The sequence below is a fragment of the Frankia sp. CcWB2 genome, from assembly GCF_977927585.1.
On record NZ_CDWRCM010000024.1, the window covers coordinates 22969 to 30311 of the forward strand.

General features: G+C 72.1%; 7 protein-coding genes. All 7 read left to right on the forward strand.

Annotated features, from left to right (window positions below; genetic code table 11):
* The first annotated feature begins 36 nt into the window (after window positions 1-36).
* The 7 genes from ACY45C_RS04640 to ACY45C_RS04670 all read left to right on the forward strand — a co-directional run bounded on the left by ACY45C_RS04640 (window position 37) and on the right by ACY45C_RS04670 (window position 7308).
* A complete protein-coding gene (locus ACY45C_RS04640) occupies window positions 37-471 on the forward strand; it encodes a DUF3151 domain-containing protein (protein ID WP_462186405.1) in 435 nt (144 codons plus the stop codon).
* A gap of 91 nt (window positions 472-562) precedes the next feature.
* Complete coding sequence (locus ACY45C_RS04645; RefSeq protein ID WP_462186406.1) at window positions 563-1846, forward strand: adenylosuccinate synthase; 1284 nt, start codon at window positions 563-565, stop codon at window positions 1844-1846.
* A gap of 196 nt (window positions 1847-2042) precedes the next feature.
* On the forward strand, window positions 2043-2810 hold the full coding sequence (locus ACY45C_RS04650) for a hypothetical protein (RefSeq protein ID WP_462186412.1): 768 nt from the start codon (window positions 2043-2045) through the stop codon (window positions 2808-2810).
* A gap of 338 nt (window positions 2811-3148) precedes the next feature.
* Window positions 3149-4465, forward strand: coding sequence for a phosphoribosylamine--glycine ligase (gene purD / locus ACY45C_RS04655; RefSeq protein ID WP_462186407.1), 1317 nt, complete (start codon window positions 3149-3151; stop codon window positions 4463-4465).
* A 3-nt stretch (window positions 4466-4468) separates the two neighbouring features.
* Window positions 4469-4993: a 5-(carboxyamino)imidazole ribonucleotide mutase gene (gene purE, locus ACY45C_RS04660; RefSeq protein WP_462186408.1), complete on the forward strand. Its 525-nt coding sequence runs from the start codon at window positions 4469-4471 to the stop codon at window positions 4991-4993.
* Window positions 4990-6297, forward strand: coding sequence for an adenylosuccinate lyase (purB, locus tag ACY45C_RS04665; protein ID WP_462186409.1), 1308 nt, complete (start codon window positions 4990-4992; stop codon window positions 6295-6297). The genes purE and purB overlap by 4 nt, the downstream gene beginning before the upstream one ends.
* 99 nt (window positions 6298-6396) lie before the next feature.
* The gene (locus ACY45C_RS04670; RefSeq protein WP_462186410.1) at window positions 6397-7308 is read left to right on the forward strand and encodes a phosphoribosylaminoimidazolesuccinocarboxamide synthase; all 912 of its coding nucleotides are present in this window, start codon (window positions 6397-6399) and stop codon (window positions 7306-7308) included.
* Window positions 7309-7343: the final 35 nt, after the last annotated feature.

Genomic DNA, 7343 nt, shown 5'->3' on the forward strand with positions numbered 1-7343 from the left:
TGACGTGTGCGGCCAGTCGTCGGGCAGGATGCACTCATGACGACGCCGTCCGCCTCGGGAAAGCCCAACCTGCTCTCCGGTCCGCCGCCGACGCTCCTGCCCTCCGACGCGGCCGCGACCGAGGCGCTGGCCGCCGGTGATCCGCCGGATGCCGTCGCCGCCCGGCTGCCCGCGTTCAGCGCGCCCTGGGCCGCGCTCGCCGAGCTCGCGCTCACCGGCGGACGACCCGTCGAGGCCTATGCCTACGCCCGCACGGGCTATCACCGCGGCCTCGACGCCCTGCGCCGCTCGGGCTGGAAGGGCAACGGGCCGATCCCCTGGTCACACGAACCCAACCGCGGGTTCCTGCGTTCACTCGCCGCTCTCGTCCGGGCGGCCGCGGCCATCGGGGAGGCCGAGGAGGCCACCCGCTGCCGGACGTTCCTGACCGACAGCGATCCCGTCACCGCCAGTGAGCTCGGCTTCACCTGACAGTGAGTTCATCAGGCCGCGTCGGTGGTGGAGGCCAGCGAGGACGCCGCAGCCGGCCCCACGGCCCCGCCATCCCTAGTAACCTCGCCCGGTGCCTGCTCTTGTCCTCATCGGTGCCCAGTGGGGCGACGAGGGAAAAGGAAAGGCGACCGACCTCTTGGGCGGCGCCGTCGATTACGTCGTCCGATACCAGGGTGGCAACAACGCCGGCCACACCGTGGTCATCGGGGCGGAGAGCTACGCGCTCCACCTGATTCCCAGTGGCATGCTGCGAGCCGACTGCGTTCCCGTGATCGGCAACGGGGTCGTCATCGACCCGGGCGTGCTGCTGGCCGAGATGGACGGGCTCACCGCCCGCGGCATCGACGTCTCCCGGCTCCTGATCAGCGCGAACGCCCACCTGATCATGCCCCATCACCGGGCGCTGGACCGGGTCATCGAGCGATACCTGGGCAAGGCGCGGATCGGTACCACCGGTCGCGGCATCGGTCCCACCTACGGCGACAAGGTTGCCCGTACGGGCATCAGAGTGCAGGATCTCCTCGACCCGGGCATCTTCCACAAGAAGCTCGAACTGGTGCTGCGGGAGAAGAACCAGGTCCTGGCCAAGGTCTACAACCGGCGCCGGATCGAGCTAGACGAGGTGGTCGAGGAGTACGCCGACTACGCGAAACGCCTCCAACCCCACATCGCCGACACCGGCCTGATTCTCGACCGGGCGCTGCGCGCGGGCAAGGTCGTGCTGCTCGAAGGCTCCCAGGGCACTCTCCTCGACGTCGATCACGGCACCTACCCGTTCGTCACGTCATCGAACCCGACCGCCGGCTACGCGGCCACCGGCGCCGGCATCGGCCCGACGAGGATCAGTCGGGTGATCGGCATCATCAAGGCCTACACGACCCGGGTCGGCGCCGGCCCCTTCCCCACCGAACTGGACGACAAGGTCGGAGAGGAGCTGCGCCGCATTGGCGGGGAGTTCGGCGTGACGACCGGCCGGGCACGGCGCACCGGCTGGTTTGACGCCGTAATCGCCCGCTACGCGGTGCGGGTCAACGGCCTGACCGACCTTTTCCTCACCAAGCTGGACGTCCTGTCGGGCTTCGACCGGGTGCCCATCTGCGTCGGCTACGACATCGGCGGCGAACGGGTCGACGAGATGCCCATGACCCAGACCGAGTTCCACCACGCCAAGCCGATCTACACCGACCTGCCCGGCTGGCACGAGGACATCTCCGGCGTCCGGTCGTTCGCCGACCTGCCCGGCACCGCGAAGGACTACATCAGGGCGTTGGAGGAGTTCTCCGGCGCCCCGGTGTCGGCGGTCGGCGTCGGTCCCGGGCGGGACCAGACGCTCGTCATCAATGACCTGGTCTGAACAAACTGGTCCGAAAAGACCTGGTCTGATCCCGCCCGGCGCGGGCCAAGATCCGGTCGGTTCCGGTTGCAGCCGGAAGCATTACCATCGACGCTTGGGCGGTCACGCAAAGCAATGACGTCCGGGGGTGGTGGCGGTGGCCGTTGTCAGGTCCCGGCCGTCGGATGACGACCCTTCCATCCCCGGGCGGACACCGCTGTCGCTGCCGGAACCGGCCGAAGCCCCGCAACCGGCCCGTTGGCCACCGGCCGTGAGACGCGGTTACCTGCACCCGACCGACTCCGACGCCTGGCCGGTCGGGTTCTCCCCCACCGGCGAGGCTCTGCCACAGACACTGACCGACGTGCTGCTGCGGGGCAGCCACGCCATCCGGAGCTCGAAGCGGGCCGAGGCGCAGCGGCTCGAACGCGCCGCGGCCGTCGCCGGTCACGTCGACGCCCAGATCCGTGACTTCCTGGACTTCTGCGCGGCCGAACACCTGGTACCACCGGTCACGGTGCGGGCGGCCCGCACCGCGCCGCACCGCGCGCCGGCGCGGTACCGCGCCGGCCGGCCGCTGCCCGCGCTGGACCTGAGCGAGGGCGGGGCGACACGGGCGGCCACGGACCCGGCAGCCCGGGCAGATCGGGCGGACCCGGGCGAGGCGGCCGTCGACCCCGGTCGCCGCCGGCGTTGGCCGGGACGGCGGGAACGGCTGCAGGCGTGGCCGCTGCTGTACTGGCGCTGCGAGAACTTCCCGGCCGCAGGGCGGTCGCTGCACCTGTTCGTCGAACCGGGTGGGCGCGCCTTCGAGGGCCGCGACGATCCCGCCCCGCTGACCGTGCTCGGCCGAGAGGTCCGGGTCTGGCCGGTCGACGCCGCCGCCATCGTCGCGGGCATGGCCGAGGTGGACGCACGCCGCTGCGCGCTGCACCTGGTGCACGGCATGGCCCACCTGCTCTGGCGGTCGGGCGTCGGGCTGTAGCCGCTCAGCGCGGATCGTCCCGGGTGACCGGCCGGGAGTCACCGGCACCGACCGGGCACGACGCGCACGATGATCAGCACACCCGCTACTGTGGAACTGTGACCCGACCGAACTGCGACGACGCGATGCCCCAGGCGGGGTTCGCCGGTTCGCGACGGCACCCGCGCCCGGTCCGGATCTCCGTCCCGGCGCCGCGCGCCGGGGACAACCGGTGACGGCCTCCACCGACCCCCACGTCCCCCGCGCACGGCCGTGGCGGCGACGCGGCCCGGTCCGCCGGCATTACCGGGAATCCGCCGCCGCGCACCGGGCCGCTGCTTGCGTCGCGAGGTGAACTGATGAAGGTTCTTGTTGTCGGCTCCGGTGGCCGTGAACACGCGCTGTGCCGGGCGCTCGCCCGCGATCCCCGGGTCGGCTCGCTGATCTGCGCGCCCGGAAACGCCGGGACCGCCGAGCTCGCCGAGCCCCGCCCGCTCGCCGTCGCCGACCCGGACGCCGTCGCCGACCTTGCCGAGGCGGTCGGCGCGGACCTCACCGTTATCGGTCCGGAGATGCCGTTGGTAGCCGGGGCCGCCGACGAGCTATGCGCCCGCGGCCTCGCGGTCTTCGGCCCGAGCGCGGCCGCGGCCCGGCTAGAGGGCAGCAAGGCGTTCGCCAAGGAGGTCATGCGCGCCGCCGGGGTGCCCACGGCGGCCTCTCGCGACCACACCGAGATCGAGCCCGCCCTGGCCGACCTGGACGTCTTCGGCCCGCCGTACGTGGTGAAGTACGACGGGCTCGCCGCCGGCAAGGGCGTCACGGTAACCGAGGATCGCGACGCGGCCGTCGCCGCGGTCCGCGCGAGCCTGCGCGGACCGGACGACCGGGTTGTCCTCGAGGAGTACCTCGACGGGCCCGAGGTCTCCCTGTTCGCCGTGGTGACCGAGTCCGGCGCGGTCCTCCCGCTGCTGCCGGCGCAGGACCACAAACGGGTCGGCGACGGCGACACCGGCCCGAACACCGGGGGGATGGGCGCGTACACCCCGCTGCCCTGGGCCTCGCACGGCCTGCCGGCGGAGATCGTCGCCACGGTGATCCGGCCGACAGTGGCCGAGATGGCCCGGCGCGGCACCCCGTTCACCGGCCTGCTCTACGCCGGGCTCGCGCTGACCACCCGCGGCCCGCGGGTGGTGGAGTTCAACGTGCGCTTCGGTGACCCCGAGGTGCAGGCCATCCTCGCCCTGCTCACGACGCCGTTGACGGACGTGCTCTCCGGCCGGCGGGCACCGGTGTGGCGCTCCGGCGCGGCGATCAGCGTCGTCGTCGCCGCGCACGGCTATCCGGCAGCACCCAGGCTCGGCGACCCGATCCGCGGGCTCGCCGCCGCCGGTGCACTGGCCGGCGTCGACGTCCTGCACGCCGGTACCCGGAGGGAGCCGGATGGCCGGGTCGTCTCGGCCGGCGGCCGTGTGCTGTCCGTTACGGCCATCGGCTCCAACCTGGAGTCCGCGCGAGGATCGGCCTACGAGGCTGTCAGCCGCATCTCGCTGCCCGGCGCCCATTACCGCACCGACATCGGAGATCCGTCCCGGATGCGCCACGCGGCCGACGTCCGTCGAGCGGACGTCGCGTCCGGCGAGGATCCCGCAAGACATAGAAAGAAAAAGAAGGAGTAGACCGTGTCGCAGAGCACCCCCGGGCCGGGCCATCCCCAGGTGGCGATCGTCTTCGGATCACCGTCGGACACCCAGACCATGAGCAAGGCCGGCGCCACCCTGGAACGCTTCGGTGTGCCCTACGAGCAGGTGTCGCTGTCGGCGCACCGCGCGCCGCGCACCCTCGCCGACTACGTGGGTCAGCTGCGGGCCCGCGACATCTCGGTGGTCATCGCCGGGGCAGGCCTGGCCGCTGCGCTGCCCGGCACCATCGCGGCCCTCACCACGCTGCCGGTAATCGGCGTGCCGATCTCCGGCGGGGCGCTGGACGGCATGGACTCGCTGCTCGCCATCGTGCAGATGCCGCCGGGCGTCCCGGTCGCGACCGTGGGCCTGAACAACTCGACGAACGCGGCGATCCTGGCGATCCAGATCCTGGCGCTGGCCGATCCCGATCTGGGGCTGAAGCTGGCCGCGTTCAAGGACGAGTTCGAGCAGGCCGCGGCGGACGGGCTGAGCGCGGCGGCCGCGGCCGGCAGCCAGTCATGATCGGCCGTTACACCCTGGCGGAGATGGGCCGGGTGTGGTCGGAGGCGCACAAGTACGAGCTGTGGTGTCGCGTCGAGGTGCTGGTCATGGAGGCGCACGCCGCCGCGGGCCGCATCCCCGCCGATTCCGTCGAGCCGGTCCGGGCCGCCCCCGCTCCGACGCCCGAGGCCGTTGCCGAGGTGGAGGCCGTCACCCAGCATGACGTCATCGCCTTCCTGACCGCTTGGGCCGACCGCACCGAACCCCGGTCCGCCGCCGCCTACGCGCACTTCGGCATGACCTCCTCAGACCTGCTCGACACGGCGCTCGCGCTGCAGCTGGTCGAGTCGACCGACCTGCTGCTCGCCCGGGCGGACACCCTCGTCGCCGCGCTGCGCGACCTCGGCCTAGCCCACCGGAACACCCTGCGGGTCGGCCGGACGCACGGCATCCACGGCGAGCCGACGGTGTTCGGGCACCGCGTCGCGGACCTGGCGTTCGGGCTCGCCCGCTGCCGCGACCGGCTGCGCGCGGCCCGCGCGGACGTGGCCGTCGCCAAGATCTCCGGCGCGGTCGGGACGTACTCCAACATCGACCCCGACGTCGAGGCCTATGTGGCCGACAAGCTGGGCCTCACCGCGGCCCCGGTGGCCACCCAGGTCGTGCTGCGCGACAGCATCGCCTCCTGGGTCGCGGCGCTGGCCGGGCTCGCGACCGTCTGCGAGGCGGTCGCCCTGGAGGTCCGGCACGGCCAGCGCACGGAGGTCCGGGAGCTGTCCGAGCCGTTCGGCTCCGGGCAGAAGGGCTCCTCCGCGATGCCCCACAAGAAGAACCCGATCATGTCGGAGCGCATCGCCGGGCTCGCCCGGATCGTCCGGGCGCAGTACGTCCCGGTGCTGGAGGGCGTCCCGCTGTGGCACGAGCGCGACATCTCCCACTCCTCCACCGAGCGCATCGCGCTGCCGGACGCCGCCACCGGCGTCGACTACCTGCTGCACCTGACGACCCGGCTGGTCACCGGGCTGGTCGTGGACACCGCACGGATGCGGACGAACCTCGATGCCACGGGCGGGCTGGTCTACACCTCGGCGGTGCTGCTCGAACTCGTCGAGACGGGGCTGTCCCGCGAGGACGCCTACGCCGTCACCCAGGCGGCGGCGATGGAGACCTGGCAGACCGGCGTGCCGTTCCGGGAGACGCTGCGCAAGCACGCCGGCGACCGCGGCCTGGCCCTGGACGAGGCCAGGCTCGACGAGGTGAGCCGGCCCGAGCGCTACACCAAGCGCCTCGGCCCGGTCTTCGACGCCTTGACGGCCCTCACCTGACCCGCGCGCCCCCGTGCCTGACCCGCCGCACAGCGGCGCAGGCATGGCGCGGGACCCCGCCCCGCAGGTGCTGTTGTTCTCCCTGGGTACGGTCGGTGTATGCCGCTGACACATGAGGAGTTCGCCGGGCTCACCCACCTGGGTTCGGGCAAGGTCCGGGAGCTGTTCGCGGTCGGGGACGACGCCGTGCTGCTGGTCGCCAGCGACCGCATCTCGGCGTTCGACGTGGTCCTACCGACCGAAATTCCCGACAAGGGAGCCGTTCTCACCGGGCTTTCGCTGTGGTGGTTCGACCAGCTCGCCGACCTGGTCCCGTCCCACGTCGTCAGTTCGAACGCCGATGAGTACCCGGCCGAGCTCGCTCCGTATAGGGAGCAGCTGCGCGGCCGGTCGATGCTGTGCCGACGCCTGAACATGGTGCAGATCGAGTGCGTCGCCCGTGGTTATCTGACCGGCAGCGGGCTGAAGGACTACCAGCGCACCGGCGCGGTCAGCGGGCATCCCCTGCCCACCGGGCTGGTGGACGGCAGCAAGCTGCCGGCACCGATCTACACGCCGTCCACGAAGGCGCCGATCGGTGAGCACGACGAGAACATCAGTCGGGCCGACGCGGCCGGCCGGATCGGCACCGAGCTCGCCGCCGAGCTCGAGCGGCTGACCCTGCAGATCTTCGGCCGGGCCAGTGTCCTCGCAGCCGAGCGCGGCATCCTGCTCGCTGACACCAAGTTCGAGTTCGGTCATGACACCCAGGGCACGCTGCGGCTCGCCGACGAGGTCCTGACCCCGGACTCGTCCCGGTTCTGGCCGGAGGACACCTGGCGGCCCGGAGCCTCCCAGCCGTCCTTCGACAAGCAGTACATCCGCGACTATCTGACGAGTACCGGCTGGGACAGGACCGCGCCGGGGCCGGAGCTGCCCGCGGACGTCGTCGAGGCGACCCAGGCCCGTTACGTGGAGGCCTACGAGCGACTGACCGGCATCTCCTTCAAGGACTACCTGTCCACCGCCTGACCGCGCTCACACCGCGAACAGCACGAGAAGTTATC